Genomic DNA, 16,407 nt, shown 5'->3' with positions numbered 1-16,407 from the left:
GGATTAAGCGATGCTAAAATATTGATGTATATCAAATAGTGAAAGGTTGTTATGATTTCTGAAAAACCTGCAACAAAGCGTATCCAATCAGGCGGTTGCGCCATTCATTGCCAAGATTGTAGCATTAGCCAACTGTGTATACCGTTCACTCTAAATGAGGCAGAACTTGACCAGCTTGACCAAATCATCGAACGTAAGAAGCCTATTCAAAAAGGACAAGAGCTTTTTAAGGCCGGTGATGAGCTAAAATCGCTATACGCTATCCGCTCTGGTACCATCAAGAGCTATACGATCACAGAGCAAGGTGATGAGCAAATCACAGCGTTTCACTTAGCTGGAGACTTAGTCGGTTTCGATGCTATCACTGGTGACTCCCACCCTAGCTTTGCTCAAGCACTCGAAACGTCGATGGTATGTGAAATCCCATACGAAATTTTAGACGATCTATCGGGTAAGATGCCTAAGCTTCGCCAGCAAATCATGCGTTTGATGAGTAACGAAATTAAAGGTGATCAGGAAATGATTTTGCTTCTTTCTAAAAAGAATGCAGAAGAGCGACTAGCTGCTTTCCTTTACAACCTATCAACGCGTTTTTCTCAGCGTGGCTTCAGCCCTAGAGAGTTTCGTTTAACTATGACTCGTGGTGATATTGGCAACTACCTTGGTCTTACAGTCGAAACGATCAGTCGTTTGTTAGGTCGTTTCCAGAAATCTGAGATCCTAAGCGTAAAAGGTAAATATATCACTATCTTAGACCACGATGCATTGATGGAACTTGCTGGTGTAACTAAAGAATAATACACGCTAATTATTGATGTAGCTCGAAAATGAGCTACATCATATTTCTCATAAATTCCTTTCGAAAGTCCTCAAAAAGTTCTCCAAACTAAGCTACAGTAAAAATGTACGGTGAGTACTCCAAAATACTGATTTAATTTACATTCAGTATCTGGTTTTGCAATAGAAGTGGGCTTAGTTATGAGTATATACAGTAAGATCCTTGTTGTAGCTGACATCAATAATGATGAGCAGCCCGCACTTGCAAGAGCTGTTCAATTAGCTCAGAAAAGTGTATCTAGAAGCCGAATCACTTTCTTTTTATCCATTTACGATTTCTCGTATGACATGACGTCAATGCTATCAGTGGATGAAAGAGATGCTATGCGTCGAGGTGTCATTCATCAGCGTGAGCAGTGGATGCGTAAAATTGCTCAACCATACCTAAACGATGGCTTCGACTTTGATGTTTGTGTTGTCTGGCACAACCGCCCTTATGAGGCGATTATTGCTGAAGTCTATGCAGGCAATCATGACCTAGTCATCAAAGGCACACGTAAGCATGATGTTTTAGAGTCTGTCATTTTCACACCGACAGATTGGCACTTGTTGCGAAAATGCCCTATTCCAGTGCTTCTTATCAAGAATGCTGCTTGGCCGGAACAGGCAAGTATCCTTGCCTCAGTACATGTGGGCTCAGAAAACCCGACTCATATTGATCTCAACGATACGATGGTCGAGCGATTAAAAGAAATCACCACTCGGCTTGAGGCCAAGCCATATCTTGTTAACGCCTACCCCGTTACACCGGCGAACATTACGATTGAACTTCCTGAATTTGACCCAACGACTTATACCGATGCAGTGCGAGGTCATCATTTAACGGCTATGAAAGCACTACGCCAAAAACATGGTCTTGATGAAGAACAAACGATAGTTGAGCAAGGTTTACCTGAAGATGTCATTCCGGCAGCTGCAGAGCGCTTGAACGCTGCAATGGTTATTTTAGGTACTACAGGGCGAACTGGGCTTTCTGCTGTCTTTATTGGTAATACAGCGGAGCACGTAATTGATAAAATAAATTGCGATGTGTTGGCTCTAAAACCAAAAGGCTACATTAGTCCTCTCGATCCAAATACAGCAACCTAATCTCTCCTTAGTATTGCTATGTATTGAGCGCTTTCAAATAAGCGCTAATAAATCCCCCGAATACAGGGGGATTTTTGTTTGGGAACAGTTAAAGCGTTGGGTACAAAAAAGGAGGTCTAATTGACCTCCTTATTTACGAGTTAGATGTTCGTAACATCGATGAACATTGATTCATCAATATTCGTCGAAGAAACGACAGCCTCATTAAATTCATACTCTTCGCGGTTACCTTCACGATCTAGTGGTAAGTTAACAAAGTCGAACAATTCGCGGTCTGCTAGTTGGCTTGGGCTTACGTTTTGAATTGATTTAAAAATCGCTTCCACACGCCCTGGCGTCTTCTTATCCCATTCAATCAACATTGCTTTTATAGATTGACGCTGAAGGTTCTCTTGAGAGCCACAAAGGTTACACGGAATTATTGGGAAATCCTTGTGCTCAGCGTATTTGATCAAATCTTTTTCACGACAGTAAGTCAATGGACGAATGACCACGTTACGGCCATCATCAGAGCGTAGCTTTGGTGGCATCGCTTTAAGGCGAGAGCCGTGGAACATATTCAAGAACATTGTTTCGACGATGTCATCCATGTGATGACCTAGCGCAAGCTTAGTTGCACCAATCTTCTCTGCAAATGAATACAGCGTACCACGTCGCAGGCGTGAACACAGACCACAAGTGGTTTTGCCTTCTGGTACCTTCTCTTTTACGACGGAATACGTGTCCTTATCGACGATATAGTAAGGGATATTCAGTGTTTCGAAATACTCTGGCAGAATGTGCTCAGGGAAGCCCGGTTGTTTTTGGTCTAGGTTTACCGCAACCACTTCAAATTTGATCGGTGCGGCTTTTTGAAGATTCAGCAGGATATCAAGCATCGCGAATGAATCTTTACCACCGCTAATACATGCCATTACAACATCGCCTTCTTCGATCATGTTGTAATCAGTAATGGCATTTCCAACATGTCTTCTTAGGCGTTTCTGAAGCTTGTTGAATTCTAGGGTTTCTTTTCTTGTATCTATTTGGTTCATTGCGGGCTCTCACATCGCCGATAAATCGACTAGGACTTCCTAACATGGGTTTCTTTGGGGCGTGGATTATACGAGCTTTTTACGCAGGATTAAATGCTTGTCTTATTGAGTCTTTAAGAAAAGAGTGTGAAAGATACTTTAGTTACGGTCAAAATTAAAAAAGAGCTGCGATTGCAGCCCTTTCTAAACGTTCAGTGTTCATTTCTTTGCGTTAGGTAGATAAGGTAACACTCGCATCGTCGGTTCTGGTAGTGTCATTGTGCCACCTTGCCCTATTTCACTTAGTGCGACTTGTATCTTGCCATTGACAATTGGCTTTTCGGTTCCGTTTGAGAAAATCACTTTATCATTCAGTTGATTTGCAAACTCCATCGTCACACCTTGAACCTCCGGTGTAAACCAACCCGCAAACATACCGCCTAAATCTTCCAGCATCGTCTGCATTTGAGGTAGAAGAGGCTTAAGTTGGTCGTAAGAAACGTTACCCTGTAATGGTTCTTTGGTCATCACGACAAGTGAGTAATCGCAACGTGTATCTTTTGGGGTATCGACAAAAACCAACGGATTTGCTGACTTTAAGTTTTTATCAACTGGTAAGGGCAACTCTTGTGAAGCAGGGATAACAAACTCTTCATAGTGCTCTTCTTTTTCCATCCAAGCTTTTTCTATCGTACAAATTTGCTTAGTTTTTGCGTCCACAAAAAAGACACCAACTTTCACATCGTCATGCCCTTCTTTATTGTTGTTTTTTAGTTGAGTGTATAACTTTGAGTACGTGAACATGTACTCTTGAGCTTGGGTTATCGGCGATACAAGAATTAGCGCCGCACTTCCCAATAGACTTAGGCTTAACTTTTTCATTTTATCCGTTATTTTATTGCGTCCAGTAGGCGTTGTTATGACGAATCATAGCGCGAAGATCGTGTACATAGGCGATGCCACGTTCAAAATAGGCTAGCAACCCATGCGTTAACTCTGACGCGGTTGCAACCGTTAACAAGCCCTTGTTCTTTTCAGCCAGAGATGTTCTGATTTCACGCAGGTCTGCATACGCTGGGTTTCGATTAACATTCATAAAGTAGCCATGAACAGACTGTTGTACAGAATCGAATTTTTCAACTTCATGAACTTTGTTAGCGCCACGTTGCGCTGGAACAATTCCACAGCCCTTTTTATAACACCATTGGCCGAACAAGTTGTTTGCTTGAGTAGCAAAACGAGAAGTGCCCCACGCAGATTCATTTGCCGCTTGAGTTAGAACCAAGGCTTCAGGTAAGACGTTCACTCGCACAAGCATCTCGTCTAGCCATGCTTGATCAATCTTATCGTTACTCAAGGGCAACGAATACAGAGATGATAACCGCTGAGCATACTCTTGTTGTTCTTGCGTCACTTGTCCCACCTTTAAAGAGGTAAGAAAGGCCCGCTCATGACGAATTCGTTGATTCTCAAGAGCAATTTTAGGCCTTAAAAAATCAAAAAAAGCAGCTTTTTTCTCTTTCGTATCTTTTATTGAATTGAAGTCTGGGATATCACCGATGTATGGCAAGTGTGATAAATCGACATGCTTAATCTTGCCAGAGAGTACGTCAGGATTTTCCACATATTTAAACTGTTTCTCGTAGTGTAAATATGGGCCTATAGAAATAAAAGTGGCGGCTATACAGGTTGCCGCCACTCGTAAACTTATTGATTTCAAAGAATTAGGCATCAAACACCTGTGAGTTACCATCGTGATCATTATCGTTTTTCTGTGTTGTAACGATCTTAAGCTTAATTCCAAACATTTCGCGGTAGAGTATGCCTTTCAAATGGAAGAAGAATGGCAGCACAAAAATCAAGCCAATACCGTAGAACATTGCTGCAATAATAAACATTAACATCACGCCTAAGTAAAGCCCCGCGACCACAAAAATCTTCTTGTTGATTGCGCGAAGTGATAACAGCAACGCTTGCATTGGTGGCACCCTTTTCTCACAAATCAACAAAATAGAGTGACTAAATGCCAAGGAAAGATACAGCGACAGTAAAGGAAAAATCATACCAACCACACCTTGTAGCATTAAGCTCATGAGCGTTGCTAGAATAACAGGAATGGTGAACTGCAACCCCTTTCCAACATGGCGCAACTTAGTCTTCAGGCCAGCGACATGGCTCATAGCCATCAAGCTGATCCCCGCATAAATTGGTGCGCTAATCACCTCATAACTGAAATTCGCGACATAAATAGAAGACACAATATCGTTTGTGAACGACTCTGGGTTCTCAAATGCATCAAGAATAACGCTCAAATCGCCCAACTGCAGTTTTAATGCAATATAGAAAATACCTAATTGGACAAAAAGCAATACAATAATGGCAGGAGAAAATGATAAAAAGTGCTGGATGGTTGCTCGCCAAGCTTCGTTAAAAACCGCGCCAGCTTTAAGCTCGTAGTTGCCAGACAAAGCTCGCTCTACACTCCCCCCAAGATTGAAATCTTTCTCAAAATCGTCGTTCATAGTTTATCCAAGACTAACTTGTAAAATTTTGACTGGAATTCCAGTCAATTAATGTAATCGTCATTATAAAGAAATCTTTCCACATCTAACATCACAACTCACCTACAATCCTTGCAATCTCAACTGTATGGTTGATAATTAACCACTTTCAAGGTCATGAAATTGAAACAATTGTTGAACAAAGTTTAGTGCTATCAAACTGTGTTTAGATGCCAATTAATCTCATAAAAACAGTATGGTAAGGAATGATGGCTTTTTCCTGCAAAATTATTTCTGTTTCAAGATAAGAAAATGCTTTAATTTCACACTTTTGGTGATTATGATGCGCGCCTCAAAAGTGAATGGTTAGTGTCACATCAGCTGGGATAATCCCGGCTTGAACGTGGGGGAAATACAGACGTTGAACGCAAAACCGCAAGCAGGAAAGCCAGTTATTCGTTTATCTGGTATTAGTAAAAGTTTCGATGGTAAGGAAATCATCGGTAATTTAAATCTGGATGTTAATCATGGTGAATTTCTGACGATTCTCGGGCCTTCTGGTTGTGGTAAGACAACAGTTTTACGCATGATTGCAGGTTTTGAAACGGCAGATAACGGTCAAATTATTTTGGATGACCAGGATGTAACACAGGTTCCTGCAGAGCAAAGGCACGTCAACACGGTATTTCAAAGTTACGCATTGTTTCCACACATGACCGTATATGAGAATGTCGCTTTTGGTCTTCGTATGCAGAAAACGCCTACTGCGGACATTGAACCACGAGTAATGGAAGCGCTACGCATGGTGCGCCTAGAAAAAATGGCTCAGCGTAAGCCTCATCAGCTTTCTGGCGGTCAGCAACAACGTATCGCCATTGCGCGTGCGGTTGTTAACAAACCAAAAGTACTGCTGCTAGATGAATCTCTATCTGCACTTGATTACAAACTGCGTAAGCAAATGCAAATCGAGCTTAAACAGCTTCAGCGTCAACTTGGTATTACCTTTATCTTCGTTACGCACGATCAGGAAGAGGCCCTATCGATGTCTGACCGCATTATTGTTATGCGCGACGGTGTTATCGAGCAGGATGGTTCTCCACGTGAGATTTACGAAGAGCCGAAGAACCTATTTGTTGCTCGCTTTATCGGTGAGATCAACGTATTCAACGCAACCATGCTAGAGCGTATCGACGAGAAACGTATCCGTGCAGAAATAGAAGGTGTCGAATCTGTTGTTTACTACGATCAGGAAGCGCAAGCAGGTGAAAAACTGCAAGTACTACTTCGCCCAGAAGACTTACGAATCGAAGAGATCAAAGAGTCTGAAGAAAAAGGCATCGTAGGTCACGTAACAGAGCGTACCTATAAAGGTATGACGCTTGATTCAGTTATCCAATTGGATTCGGGCATGCGTGTAATGGTTAGCGAATTCTTTAACGAAGATGATCCTGATGTGGACCACTCACTTGGCCAGAAAGTCGCTATCACTTGGGTTGAGAGCTGGGAGGTAGTCCTCAATGATAAGCAAGAAGATTAATCTTCAAAACGCGATCATTACCTTAATCGTCGGTTGGTTAACACTTTTCGTGTTGGTACCAAATGTGATGATTATCGGTACGAGTTTCTTAACGCGTGATGAAGCAAACTTAATCGAAATGACATTTACTTTCGACAACTACTTACGTCTACTCGACCCCTTGTATGCGAAAGTGCTGATGCACTCGTTCTACATGGCGATTGTGGCGACGTTGTTGTGTTTAGTAATTGGTTACCCATTTGCTTACATCATAGCGAAAATGCCAGAGAAATGGCGCCCATTCATGTTGTTCTTAGTTATCGTACCGTTTTGGACAAACTCTCTTATCCGTACTTACGGCCTGAAGATTGTTCTGGGTACACAAGGTATTTTGAACAAATCATTAATGGCGATGGAAATCATCGATAAGCCATTACGTATTATGTACACCGAAACAGCAGTAATGATTGGTCTTGTGTACATCCTGCTTCCATTTATGATTCTGCCGCTTTACTCGGCAATCGAGAAGTTGGACAACACCTATATCGAGGCGGCGAAAGATCTTGGTGCGAACAAGTTCCAAACCATTACGAAAGTGATTCTACCTCTTACAATGCCTGGCATTATCGGTGGTTGTTTGTTGGTTCTGCTACCAGCACTAGGTATGTTCTACATCTCTGACCTTCTTGGTGGTGCGAAGAACCTACTGATTGGTAACGTTATTAAGAGCCAAGTATTGAACGCTCGTGACTGGCCATTTGGTGCTGCGACCAGTATCGCCCTCACCTTCGCAATGGCTGTGATGCTTTACGCTTACTACAGAGCAGGCAAACTATTGAATAAGAAAGTGGAGCTAGACTAATGGGACGCACAGTTAGATTTAGCTTTATGGCGCTGGTGTATGCATTTTTGTATCTGCCAATCATCGTCTTAATTGTTAACTCATTTAATGCCAACAAATTTGGTATGAAATGGGGTGGTTTCACCACGAAATGGTACGAAACCTTAGTAAACAACGATAGCCTAATGCAAGCTGCATGGCATTCATTGAACGTAGCGGTATTCTCAGCGACAGCAGCAACCATCATTGGTAGCTTAACGGCCGTTGCCCTATTCCGTTACTCGTTCAAAGGTAAAGGTGCGGTAAACGGCATGCTGTTTGTCGTGATGATGTCTCCCGATATTGTAATGGCGATTTCATTACTTGCTCTGTTCCTAGTATTAGGCGCACAGCTTGGCTTCTTTACACTATTGATTGCTCACATCACCTTTTGTCTACCATTCGTTGTGGTAACTGTATACAGCCGCTTAAATGGCTTTGATGTGAAAATGTTGGAAGCAGCAAAAGACCTTGGTGCAAGCGAATGGGTTATCTTGAAACAGATCATCCTTCCTCTTGCTAAACCAGCGGTTGCCGCAGGTTGGCTATTGAGCTTTACCCTGTCTTTGGACGATGTGATCATCAGCTCGTTTGTAACGGGTCCAACATACGAAATCTTGCCATTGAAGATTTACTCAATGGTTAAGGTGGGCATTTCACCGGAAGTTAACGCCCTAGCAACGGTGATGTTGATTGTTTCTTTGGTCTTGGTAGTAATTTCTCAGTTGCTAGCAAGAGAAAAAGTGAAGTAGAATCCGCACCTGTTAACATCACGAAACAGAATGGTTACATGCCATTCTGTTTTTCTATCTATCGTCCAAAATTGGACAACGTTTGGTTTGGAGCTAACGTCAATGAAAAAATGGGCTACTCTATTAGCTGGTAGTGCATGTGCGCTTTCTCTGTTCTCTGGTACAGCGACAGCGGATGATAAAGAACTAGTATTTATGAACTGGGGTCCTTACATCAACAGTAATATCCTAGAGCAATTTACTAAAGAAACTGGCATCAAAGTGATCTACTCGACTTACGAGTCGAACGAAACTTTGTATGCAAAGCTAAAAACTCATAACCAAGGTTATGACCTAGTAGTACCTTCAACGTACTTCGTGGCGAAGATGCGTGACGAAGGCATGCTACAAAAGATCGATAAGACTAAGCTGAAAAACTTCGGCAACCTAGATAAAAACTACCTAGACAAGCCTTACGATCCAAGTAACGACTACTCTATCCCACACGTTGTTGCGATTACAGGCCTAGCGGTTAACGCAGACATGTACGATCCAAACGACTTCCAAAGCTGGGCTGACCTATGGAAGCCTGAGCTTGAAGGTCAAGTAATGTTGATGGACGACACTCGTGAAGTGTTCCATATCGCTCTGCGTAAACTTGGCTACTCAGGTAACTCAAAAGACCCTAAGCAAATCGATGAAGCGTACGCTGAGCTACAAAAGTTGATGCCAAACGTTCTCGTTTTCAACTCTGACAACCCAGGCGCACCTTACATGTCTGGCGAAGTGGGCGTTGGTATGCTTTGGAACGGTAGCGCCGCAGCGGCACAAAGTGAAGGCCTAAACCTTAAACTCGTTTTTCCTAAAGAAGGCGGTATCGGCTGGGTTGATAACTTCGCTATCTCTTCCGGTGCGAAGAACGTAGAAGCCGCTCACAAGATGATCGACTTCCTACTGCGCCCAGAAATCGCAGAGCAAATCTCTCGTGATACTGGCTACCTAACGGCGGTGGAGGGATCGAATGCTAAGTTTAAAGACGTTGCCCCACTATTCCCTTCTCAAGAAGACCTTGACCGCGTTGAATGGCAAGATGCGGTTGGTGATCTAACCGTTAAATACGAAGATTACTTCCTCAAGCTGAAAGCGGGACAATAATCTAGCTTGTGTAACAAGTCATCAACCATAGGAAAATAGGCAGCAATACGCTGCCTATTTTTGTCTTAGGCTGATATAATCGCGCGTTGCTAGGTTTATTTGTCTTGGTATCATAGATTTATCGTCTCATAACAAGGAGACAACGATATTCAAGCTAAATGAACATATTTGTGCTTACTGCGATTTGGCTCAACTTGATAACTCCAGCTAGTATTGACTTGTCCAATCGCGAAACAAAACGGAAAACAAATGAAAAGTAAATTCTACGCAAGCGCTCTATGTGCAGCGACGCTCATCGCTACCCCTGCAATGGCTGCTGATCAAGAACTGTATTTCTACAACTGGTCGGAATACATTCCAAACGAAGTTCTTGAAGACTTTACAAAAGAAACCGGAATCAAAGTTATTTACTCTACATACGAATCTAACGAGAGTATGTACGCAAAACTAAAAACTCAAGGTTCTGGTTACGACTTGGTAGTACCGTCTACCTATTTCGTCTCTAAAATGCGTAAAGAAGGCATGCTACAACAGATCGACAAAGAGAAATTATCTCATTTTGCCGATCTTGATACTAACTTCCTAAACAAACCGTTCGATCCGAACAACAACTACTCTATCCCATACATTTGGGGTGCGACCGGTATTGGTATCAATGCTGACATGCTAGACAAGTCATCGGTTTCTAAATGGGATGATTTCTGGGATAGCAAGTGGGAAGGTCAACTAATGCTGATGGATGATTCTCGCGAAGTATTCCACATTGCATTGACTAAGCTTGGTTACTCACCAAACACGACTAACCCAGAAGAAATCAAAGCCGCTTACGAAGAACTGAAAAAGCTAATGCCAAACGTATTAGTATTTAACTCAGACTTTCCTGCAAACCCTTACCTTGCGGGTGAAGTTTCACTAGGCATGCTTTGGAACGGTTCTGCATACATGGCTCGTCAAGAAGGCGCGAACATCGACATCATCTGGCCAGAAAAAGGCACTATCTTCTGGATGGACAGCCTAGCAATTCCAGCTGGTGCGAAGAACGTTGACGCAGCTCATAAGATGATCGATTTCCTACTACGTCCTGAGAACGCAGCTAAGATTGCACTTGAGATTGGTTATCCTACGCCAGTTAAAACGGCACACGATCTGCTACCGAAAGAATTTGCTAATGATCCAAGCATCTTCCCACCACAAGAAGTGATGGACAGCGGTACTTGGCAAGATGAAGTTGGCGAAGCGAGCGTAATGTACGATGAGTACTTCCAAAAGCTAAAAGTGAACAACTAATTCGTTAGTTTTAAAGATATGAAAAAGCGGCTCATGAGCCGCTTTTTTGTTCTTAATGACAAGAAAAAAACTCTTCCTGTTGAAGTTATTACGCTCTTTCTTTTCCTTCTAGAGCCAGTATCTCGTCAACTAATTTGGGAACCTCAACGCTTGCTTTTCCGTAGCGTTTTTCCTCAAATTCACTTTCTACCGCACTAGGTTCTAGGTTAATTTCAATGGTATGTGCGCCGTGCATTTTTGCATCATGAACAAAACCTGCTGCGGGATACACAACGCCAGAAGTCCCAATAGAAATAAACAAATCTGCTTCTTCTAATGATGCGTAGATATCACCCATTCGCAGTGGCATTTCACCAAACCAAACAATATGTGGTCGCATTTGTGAAGGGATCTGACAACAGTGACAAAGCTCGCCGGTCTTAATGTCCTCATTGTGCTCTACTACTTGGTTAGATTCACTACAGCGGGCCTTGAGCAACTCACCATGCATGTGAATCACATTCTGACTGCCGCCTCGTTCGTGAAGGTTGTCTATATTTTGAGTGATGACCGTCACTTTACCTTCTAACTCAGCCTCTAAACGACCCAATGCTTCATGCGCTGCATTAGGCTTTATCGCATTATCTTGAAGTTTCTTGCGGCGTTGGTTGTAAAAATCTTGAACAAGGTCCGGATCGCGAGCAAACCCTTCAGGCGTTGCTACATCTTCGATACGGTGATTCTCCCATAGGCCATCTTGCGCACGAAATGTTTGAATACCAGATTCGGCCGAGATACCTGCACCAGTAAGTACTACAATATTTCTATAAGGGAAATTCATAACTCATCCTTGCTGTTTTTTCATTAGCTTAACACTGAAAGAATAGCAACAGTAGTAATATGGATTAGACCATAGTCGTAATGGTCACTATTAGAATTACAATTTAAGAGGAACAGCAATGAGACAAGTATCTCTAACGTTTACATTGCTTCTGACTTTGGCAGGCTGTCAACTTACCAATGTTGAAGGCGAAGTCGATGATGTAAAGGTGAGAGTCAGCACCAATGATGATGACCATCGAGGTAATGGTAATTTCTGTCCTCCGGGCCAAGCCAAGAAAGACAATTGCTAAAAGAGCGGCTTTATGCCGCTCCCATATTGGCCTCAATCCTCGTTGGTCGAAGATATTTTATGAATGGCTAGGTCAGCGCCATTGAATTCGTCTTCTTCTGAAAGCCTTAGTCCCATACTGGTATTAATCGCGCCGTAGACTGCAAGCGCCCCAAGCACAGCGATGGAAATGCCCCAAAGCGTTCCTAGAAGCTGAACGATAATGCTCACGCCCCCTAGCCCACCCAACGAGCTTTGGCCAAAGATCCCCGCAGCAATACCACCCCAAGCGCCACATACACCGTGTAAAGGCCAGACACCCAGCACATCATCAATCTTGGTTTTGTTTTGTAGGTGGGTAAAAAGATAAACAAATAGCACGCCAGCAATCGCACCTGTCACTAAAGCACCGATAGGATGCATTAAGTCTGAGCCCGCACATACAGCAACCAAGCCAGCCAGTGGGCCGTTATGAATAAAGCCAGGGTCATTCTTACCAGCCAACAATGACGCGACAATGCCTCCGACCATTGCCATCAATGAGTTCATAGCCACCAAGCCACTTATGCCTGACACAGTTTGAGCTGACATGACGTTGAAGCCAAACCACCCCACACATAAGATCCAAGCTCCCAAGGCCAAAAATGGAATATTCGAAGGTGCAAAGTTGGTGTGCTTTCCTGCTCGAACTCTGCCTTTTCTCATGCCCAAAAACACGACGGCAACAAGCGCTATCCAGCCGCCAACACCATGCACAACGACTGAACCTGCAAAATCGTGGAAGCCATAACCAAAGGTATTTTCAAACCAAGCTTGAACACCAAAGTTTCCGTTCCAGATCATTCCCTCAAATAACGGGTATACGATGCCGACAGTGAAAAATGTTGCGATTAGAATCGGATAAAAACGAGCTCGTTCTGCAATACCACCAGAAACAATAGCAGGAATCGCTGCAGCGAAAGTCAGCAAGAAAAAGAACTTCACCAACTCGTAACCATTGCCTTGAGATAACGTCTCTGCATCGGCAAAGAAGGTGCCGCCATAAGCGACCCAGTATCCAATGAAAAAATACGCAATGGCGGAAATACCGAAATCGGCCAAGATTTTAACTAAAGCATTAACTTGGTTCTTTTGGCGCACGGTTCCTACTTCAAGAAAAGCAAAACCAGCATGCATCAAAAAAACCATGATTGCGCCAAGTAGTAAGAAAAGTGTGTCGGAACTTTGCGTGAGAGTTTGTACAGCGCCGTGTACCTGATTGGCAGTTACACTCATTATGATTGTCTCCGTTGATCTGTAGCGCACTTATCCTGTGCATCAAAGTTAGGCTCATCACCAATTTGGTGAACTTGATTTATAGAGCGTCTAACAGAGCAATTCTCATTCCATAATTTATATTTCTAACACTTACGCTTTAATTTATTGTTTTGTATGAACTTTAATAAAATTAGGTATTCTTGAAATGGTGTTTAACATGCTAATAAATGCACCAATGTGGTTTTAGTGCACCAACATAATGCGCACCATATAGCTCAACAAAACGTAAAAGCCACCTCATGAGAGGTGGCTTATATACTGAATTGCTAACTAAAGGAGTTTACCGAGTGATCTTCCCTGCTTTTACATCTTCTAGCCAACGCCCTTCAACAAGATAAGGTGGAAGCCAACCGGTTTCAACAGATAGACGGTTGCCTTTGTCGTACCATATTAACTTCTACTAAGCGTGCCTATTGTGCTCTTTAATCATTTCTGCGATTTCCTTGCGTCCCCACTCATAAGTAAACGCTATAGCGTCCATGTCTTTCATAGAGTTACCAGTATATTTTACCTTTGTATCTATACCAGCTTTTAGTAATAGCTCCACAATATTTTTATGACCTGCATGGATCGCAGCAAACAATGGGTTGCGGTCTGGTTCAGATATATCCATCACTGCATTTCTTTCTAGAAAATAGGTAAGTAAGTCTAAATGACCTTCATATGCAGCTGTATTTAAAGGAGTTACACCTGAAGGCCCCCCCTTAACATTTACATCAATACCTAGATTCACCAGAAGCTCTACAATTTTATCTTGCCCTTGCTCCGTTGCGATATGCAACCAAGAACCCAGAGGCGTAATTAGATGAAGTAATTTGTCATCTCCTGAGAGAATTTTTTCAACCTCACTCACGTCACCGGATCTAATCGCGGCCATTACATCTTTTGCGCTATGCTCACCTGCCATATTTATCTCCTCAGCTGCGGTTTTAACCAGTAATTTTAAAGCATTAACTATATCACCGCGTTTACCCAACATTTATCTGTCACTTTAAGAGTATCAACAACCTGCCGCAACGCATAAATATCATACTGACCTTGAATCCGATTTGGAGCCCACACTAAGTTCTCCCTGCGGATTGCTATTAGCTCTTTGCGCTCATCTAAATCTTCATTGATATACATTTGGTAGTCAGCGACATCATTTGGTGTCAATTGAGGTTCCGCCTTTCTCTTCATGCTAACTTTCTTTTTATTATCAGACATTTAATCCAGTCCTAATTCTACGTTAAATTCCTTTACATTAACTGAAGAAACCTCTCCAGCATCAGAAATAGCCGCTGCGGTGTGAATATATCTAACAGGAGTTTTTTTTCTCAATGCTTTTTATACTTCTGGCCGCTTTCCATTCGGTTGTATCTTTGTCCTTTTGAGCCATTAGAACAGTAATTGCAGTTGCATATTCAGTTGTCCCTTGCTGATATGCCATGTTACCTATCTTACGGCTGCGCAGCGGGCTGCTCCCTCCTTTGGCCTCAACAATTATAATTTCACCTAGTGGCGGCTCTGCCACCTCGTAAACCATATCAAAATCGCCCGGCTTCGAAATTGAGGTTCCAATATCTTTGGGATGAAGCAGCTTAGCATTAGGACGTTTACTCCGGACAAAGTCATCCGCGGCTAACTCACCAATTTTTGCAGATTTCTGATTAATCTTGGCGATTTGAGCGTTATATCCATCTTCGCCAGTTCGAGCCTTCCTAGCCTCTTAACGTTCTTTCAAACACTCTTCAATTTTTGCTTTGTTTCGTTTTATTAGCTCATAATCACTCATATAGATTTCTGAGTTTTTTTATACTCTGCTTTATTCAGCACAAGATCTTCAGTGAAGATCGTGCAACCTTCTTCCCCGCCAACTTTCTCAGAGTCAAAAACATGCGCATTGACAAATTCCTCAATCCCAACAACATACTGCACTTCGTGTCTGCTGCCATCTTCTCCGACGGATGACTCTTTTGCAGCGTTTAAAATCTGATCGCAAACCTCTTGGGGGACATCGCTTTGGGCCTGATACTCTGCCTACATTTGACCCAAGCGTTTTAGCCCTTCTTCACACAAGAAGCCTGTTGGGTCAATCCACTGGATAGGATTGACTGCATATTGGTAATGCCACTATTGACAGTTCAACTAACAAGCTCCCAATCATAAATATAAAAGCCACCTCGTAAGAGATGGCTAAAAAAATACCCGAGGAGCTCTAAAAAGGACGCCATTCACTTTCTGACTTAAATACCACTCCTGAAAAATCTTTGTTCTCGATTAATTCAGCCAGTTTTTCATCGACACATAATAACCACTCGATAGCATCCAGTTGAAATATAGTTTTCTGCATTTCAATATCTTTCTTAAGGACAACTCGATCAATTGAATCAACCTCTCCATCAAACTCACTAAATATTGAATGATTTCTATCCAGTAAATCGCAAATCGCAAGAACATTTAAAAAATAGTATTCACCAAAACTTTTACCTTGGTAATTAACCTCAATCGGTAGGAATTCAACTTCACTCGTTTGTGTGTGCTTAGAAATTAAATCAGATAACCGTCGACTCACGATTAATAAAGGACCACTAAGAAAACTATCCGCAGGCTTGTCATCTGATATGACATCAATAGTAACTTTTGGCCATTTGTCTCCTAGGGCAACGCCTCCCGTCAGATTCAATCCTATTAATACACTAGACTGCGTTACTTTGCCTTGAGTAAAATCGGAGTCTCTATCTACCTTGTTGGTCCAAATTTTAAGTGTCATTACTACTTCCTACTTTTCCATTGCGGATCATCCAATTGCGATCGAGCTTCATTCTTTTCCAGAGCATTCCTAATGTTACTTTCTGTTTTTCCAATTTCATCTACAAAAATCATATCATCGATCAAACCACGACCATACTTAGTTTACAACGCTCTCATTTCTCGTGGCTTTGTTGCGTAATTCGGACAGAAAACCAAGTCGTCCGAAATTGAATAATTATTAAACAATATACTGAGTTT

General features: G+C 42.3%; 17 protein-coding genes and 1 pseudogene. 8 read left to right on the top strand and 10 right to left on the bottom strand.

Annotated features, from left to right (window positions below; genetic code table 11):
* Window positions 1-51: 51 nt before the first annotated feature.
* Both R7Z77_RS21485 and uspE read left to right on the top strand, forming a co-directional pair.
* On the top strand, window positions 52-798 hold the full coding sequence (locus tag R7Z77_RS21485) for an FNR family transcription factor (protein WP_005377497.1): 747 nt from the start codon (window positions 52-54) through the stop codon (window positions 796-798).
* A gap of 180 nt (window positions 799-978) precedes the next feature.
* On the top strand, window positions 979-1,926 hold the full coding sequence (gene uspE / locus R7Z77_RS21480) for a universal stress protein UspE (RefSeq protein WP_005377500.1): 948 nt from the start codon (window positions 979-981) through the stop codon (window positions 1,924-1,926).
* Between the two features lie 140 nt (window positions 1,927-2,066).
* Here the strand turns inward: uspE and ttcA are convergent, their stop codons facing one another.
* The 4 genes from ttcA to R7Z77_RS21460 all read right to left on the bottom strand — a co-directional run bounded on the left by ttcA (window position 2,067) and on the right by R7Z77_RS21460 (window position 5,461).
* Window positions 2,067-2,960: a tRNA 2-thiocytidine(32) synthetase TtcA gene (gene ttcA / locus R7Z77_RS21475; protein ID WP_005377502.1), complete on the bottom strand. Its 894-nt coding sequence runs from the start codon at window positions 2,958-2,960 to the stop codon at window positions 2,067-2,069.
* A gap of 198 nt (window positions 2,961-3,158) precedes the next feature.
* Window positions 3,159-3,821: a DUF2987 domain-containing protein gene (locus R7Z77_RS21470; RefSeq protein WP_005389171.1), complete on the bottom strand. Its 663-nt coding sequence runs from the start codon at window positions 3,819-3,821 to the stop codon at window positions 3,159-3,161.
* Window positions 3,822-3,834: 13 nt separating this feature from the next.
* A complete protein-coding gene (locus R7Z77_RS21465; protein WP_318136818.1) occupies window positions 3,835-4,671 on the bottom strand; it encodes a glucosaminidase domain-containing protein in 837 nt (278 codons plus the stop codon).
* The gene (locus R7Z77_RS21460) at window positions 4,664-5,461 is read right to left on the bottom strand and encodes a hypothetical protein (protein WP_005389175.1); all 798 of its coding nucleotides are present in this window, start codon (window positions 5,459-5,461) and stop codon (window positions 4,664-4,666) included. Before R7Z77_RS21460 ends, R7Z77_RS21465 begins: the two co-directional genes overlap by 8 nt.
* Before the next feature lie 400 nt (window positions 5,462-5,861).
* On the opposite strand from R7Z77_RS21460, the gene potA reads away from it, so the two are divergent.
* From potA to R7Z77_RS21435, 5 genes are all read left to right on the top strand, one after another.
* Entirely contained in the window at window positions 5,862-6,977 is a 1,116-nt protein-coding gene (potA, locus tag R7Z77_RS21455) for a spermidine/putrescine ABC transporter ATP-binding protein PotA (protein ID WP_017634901.1), read from the top strand.
* Window positions 6,958-7,818 (top strand): spermidine/putrescine ABC transporter permease PotB, encoded by an 861-nt coding sequence (potB, locus tag R7Z77_RS21450; RefSeq protein WP_005377512.1) that lies wholly within the window; start codon window positions 6,958-6,960, stop codon window positions 7,816-7,818. The genes potA and potB overlap by 20 nt, the downstream gene beginning before the upstream one ends.
* The gene (gene potC / locus R7Z77_RS21445) at window positions 7,818-8,588 is read left to right on the top strand and encodes a spermidine/putrescine ABC transporter permease PotC (RefSeq protein WP_005389180.1); all 771 of its coding nucleotides are present in this window, start codon (window positions 7,818-7,820) and stop codon (window positions 8,586-8,588) included. Before potB ends, potC begins: the two co-directional genes overlap by 1 nt.
* A gap of 102 nt (window positions 8,589-8,690) precedes the next feature.
* Window positions 8,691-9,722 carry an extracellular solute-binding protein gene (locus R7Z77_RS21440; protein ID WP_213967707.1) on the top strand — a complete coding sequence of 344 codons (1,032 nt, stop codon included), beginning with the start codon at window positions 8,691-8,693 and terminating at the stop codon, window positions 9,720-9,722.
* 249 nt (window positions 9,723-9,971) lie between these two features.
* Window positions 9,972-11,009, top strand: a complete 1,038-nt coding sequence (locus R7Z77_RS21435; RefSeq protein ID WP_005377521.1) for an extracellular solute-binding protein — start codon at window positions 9,972-9,974, stop codon at window positions 11,007-11,009.
* An 88-nt stretch (window positions 11,010-11,097) separates the two neighbouring features.
* On the opposite strand, the gene cobB is transcribed toward R7Z77_RS21435, so the two are convergent.
* Entirely contained in the window at window positions 11,098-11,829 is a 732-nt protein-coding gene (gene cobB / locus R7Z77_RS21430) for a Sir2 family NAD+-dependent deacetylase (protein ID WP_005377522.1), read from the bottom strand.
* A gap of 118 nt (window positions 11,830-11,947) precedes the next feature.
* Between cobB and R7Z77_RS21425 the strand changes: the two genes are divergently transcribed.
* Window positions 11,948-12,121 carry a hypothetical protein gene (locus R7Z77_RS21425; RefSeq protein WP_005377524.1) on the top strand — a complete coding sequence of 58 codons (174 nt, stop codon included), beginning with the start codon at window positions 11,948-11,950 and terminating at the stop codon, window positions 12,119-12,121.
* Window positions 12,122-12,153: 32 nt separating this feature from the next.
* Here R7Z77_RS21425 and R7Z77_RS21420 read toward each other — a convergent pair whose 3' ends face one another.
* The 5 genes and pseudogenes from R7Z77_RS21420 to R7Z77_RS21400 form a co-directional block, all read right to left on the bottom strand.
* Window positions 12,154-13,374, bottom strand: a complete 1,221-nt coding sequence (locus R7Z77_RS21420) for an ammonium transporter (protein WP_054576886.1) — start codon at window positions 13,372-13,374, stop codon at window positions 12,154-12,156.
* A gap of 442 nt (window positions 13,375-13,816) precedes the next feature.
* Window positions 13,817-14,395, bottom strand: a complete 579-nt coding sequence (locus R7Z77_RS21415; protein WP_225452442.1) for an ankyrin repeat domain-containing protein — start codon at window positions 14,393-14,395, stop codon at window positions 13,817-13,819.
* Window positions 14,371-14,622 (bottom strand): hypothetical protein, encoded by a 252-nt coding sequence (locus R7Z77_RS21410; protein ID WP_033905296.1) that lies wholly within the window; start codon window positions 14,620-14,622, stop codon window positions 14,371-14,373. Before R7Z77_RS21410 ends, R7Z77_RS21415 begins: the two co-directional genes overlap by 25 nt.
* Window positions 14,623-15,525 (bottom strand): annotated as a pseudogene (locus tag R7Z77_RS21405) (type IV secretion protein Rhs); the annotation flags it as partial.
* A gap of 88 nt (window positions 15,526-15,613) precedes the next feature.
* Window positions 15,614-16,168, bottom strand: a complete 555-nt coding sequence (locus R7Z77_RS21400) for an imm11 family protein (protein ID WP_033905294.1) — start codon at window positions 16,166-16,168, stop codon at window positions 15,614-15,616.
* Window positions 16,169-16,407: the final 239 nt, after the last annotated feature.

It is taken from the genome of Vibrio sp. 1401, assembly GCF_033340295.1.
The sequence above is the reverse complement of the archived record's forward strand: the minus strand, read 5'-3'. Positions and strand labels throughout refer to the sequence as shown.